1 protein-coding gene is annotated in these 2,796 nt (G+C 66.4%); it reads right to left on the bottom strand.

Annotated features, from left to right (window positions below; genetic code table 11):
- Window positions 1-2,794: hybrid sensor histidine kinase/response regulator (locus EHH60_RS36780; protein WP_148090227.1), on the bottom strand; the 2,794-nt coding region annotated here is incomplete at its 3' end.
- Window positions 2,795-2,796 lie beyond the last annotated feature (2 nt).

Raw genomic sequence — 2,796 nt, 5'->3', positions numbered from 1 at the left:
AAGCCGCGGCCCGGCTCAGCTCGGAAGCGCCGGCGGCGCCCGCGGTCTGCTCCTTCAGCGCCGCGATCAGGCCGGGACGGTCGAACTTGGCGACATAGTCGTGGAAGCCGGCCTGACGGCCGCGCTCGATCGCCGCCGGCGACACCAGCGCGGACAGGCCGATGATCGGCGTCGCGGCGAGGTTGTTGTCGGAACGGATCACTTCGGCGAACTCGAACCCGTTCATGTCGGGCATCTCGATGTCGGTCAGCACCACGTCGAAGCTCTGGGCGCGGAGCGCAGCCAGTCCCTCCTGCGCGGTCGGCGCGGTGCGGACGCGGTAGCCGGCGGCCTTGAGCACCGGGGCCAGCATGTTGCGGAAGAAGGCCGAGTCGTCGACCAGCAACACCGACTGCGAGTGCATCGACGGCTTCATCTCCTTGCGGGTGAACCAGTCGGAGAACGCCATCGGCAGGAAGTGGCCGACGTCGATCACCTCGGTGGCCTGGCCCTTGATCACGGCCGAGCCCAGGATGCCCGAGGACGAGCCGCCGACCTCGATGTTGAGCCGCTCCTCGACGATGTCGATGATCTCGTCGACGACGAGGCCCATGGAGCGGCCGTCGTCGGCGAACACCAGGATCGGCTGGACGCCCTGGCTGGCGATGGTGACGCCTTCCATGGCCACCAGCGGCATCAGCTGCTCGCGGTACTGCACCATGTAGCGGCCGTTGCTGAACTCGATCTTGTCGGCGGGGAGCTCTTCCAGGCGGGTGACGAGCCCGAGCGGGACTGCCTTGGGCTGGGACGAGCCGGCGCGGAACACCAGGAGCGAGGTGGTCTGCTCGCCGCTGCCGATGTGATGGCCGGCCGCTTCGTCGGCCATGTCATGGGCCGAGGAACCGGCGGCGCCGAGCGCTTTCGCAATGCCGTTGGGATCGATGATCATGATCACCGCGCCATCGCCGAGAATGGTGTTGCCGGAGAACATGTCGATGTGGCGCAGCTTGGTCGACATCGGCTTCACCACGATCTCTTCGGTGTGGAACACGCCGTCGACCACGATGCCGAACGTCTGGCTGCCGACCTGGGTCACCACGATGAAGCCGTTCTCGGGATCGGAGGCCGCGCCGTCGTCGATCTTGAGCAGCTTCTTCAGGTGGATCAGCGGCAACAGCTTGTTGCGGAGCCTGAGGACCGCGGTGTCCTTGATGCGCTCGATGCGGTGCTCGGAGTTGGCGCGGGCCCGCACCAATTCCACCACCGAGAGCTGCGGGATGGCGAAGCGGTCGCCGGCGGCTTCCACGATCAGGGCCGAGACGATGGCCAGCGTCAGCGGGATCTTGATGGTGACGGATGAGCCTTCGCCGGCCACGCTCTTGATGTCGATGGTGCCGCCGATCTGGTCGATATTGGTGCGCACCACGTCCATGCCGACGCCGCGGCCCGACACCGAGGTGACGGCGGCCGCGGTGGAGAAGCCCGGCGCGAAGATGAACTTGTGGATCTGGGCTTCGCTCATCTTCTCCAGCTCGGCCTCGGTGACGAGACCTGAGGAGATCGCCTTGGCCTTGATCTTCTCGGTGTTGAGGCCGCGGCCGTTGTCGGCGATGCAGATGATGATGTGGCCGCCCTCGTGATAGGCGGACAGGCGAATGGTGCCCTGCTCGCCCTTGCCGCTGGCGAGGCGCTCGGCGGGGGTCTCCAGGCCATGATCGGCGGAGTTGCGCACCATGTGGGTGAGCGGGTCCTTGATCAGATCGAGCACCTGGCGGTCGAGCTCGGTGTCGGCGCCGTGCATCTCCAGTTCGATCTGCTTGCCGAGTTCGCTCGACAGATCGCGGACGATGCGGGGCAGCTTCTGCCAGGCATTGCCGATCGGCTGCATGCGCGTCTTCATGACGCCTTCCTGCAGCTCGGCGGTGACGTTGGAGAGGCGCTGCAGCGGCACCTTGAACTCGGTGTCCTCGTTGCGCCTCGAGATCTCCAGCAGCTGGTTGCGGGTCAGCACCAGCTCGGAGACCATGGTCATCAGATGTTCCAGCGTATCCACGTTGACGCGGATCGACTGGTTGGCGATGCGCTCGCCCTCGGAGGCGCCCTCGTCGGCCGTCGACTTCTTCGGCGCGACCTTCTCCTTGGCGGGCTTTGCTTCCTTCGCGACAGGCGCCTCGGGGGCGGGCTCAGCCTTCACTTCAGCCTTTATTTCAGCCTTGGCAGCCGGCGCGGGCACCGGCGCTTCGATCGCGGTCTCGCGGAAGGCGCGCTCGAGCTCGTCGAGCGAGACCTCGCCCGGGCGCAACGGGCGCTCCAGGGTCTGCTCGATCAGCGTGCCCGTGGTCAGCTCCTTGGCGGGTGCGGCGGCCGGTGCTTCCGGCGCCAGCGGCGGGGCGTCAGCGACAGGAGCGGCCGCAGTTGCACCTGCCGCCATCGCTGCCATGCCCTGCTCGACCATCGCTTCCAGCTTGTCGATGAGGTCGCGGTCGTTGCCTTCAGGCTCGGCCTCGGTCGCTTCCAGGCCAGCCAGGATCTCCTTGATGCGGTCGATCGAGGACAGGATCACCGTCACCGCCTGACCGGTCACCGGCATGCCGTCGCGGAATTTGCCCATCAAGGTCTCGCCGGCATGCGCCAGCGCTTCGAGCCGCGGCAAACCGAGGAAGCCGCAGGTGCCCTTGATGGTGTGGACCAGGCGGAAGATGTTATCCAGGATCTTGGCGTTGTTCGGCTCCTGCTCGAACTTCACCAGCTGATTGTCCACGGTGTCCAGGCTCTCGCTGGTCTCCGTCAAAAACTCCCGCAACAGATCATCCATGA

The sequence above is a fragment of the Bradyrhizobium sp. RP6 genome, assembly GCF_003837805.1.
Classification (GTDB): domain Bacteria; phylum Pseudomonadota; class Alphaproteobacteria; order Rhizobiales; family Xanthobacteraceae; genus Bradyrhizobium.
This window is presented reverse-complemented; position numbering and strand designations above follow the sequence as displayed.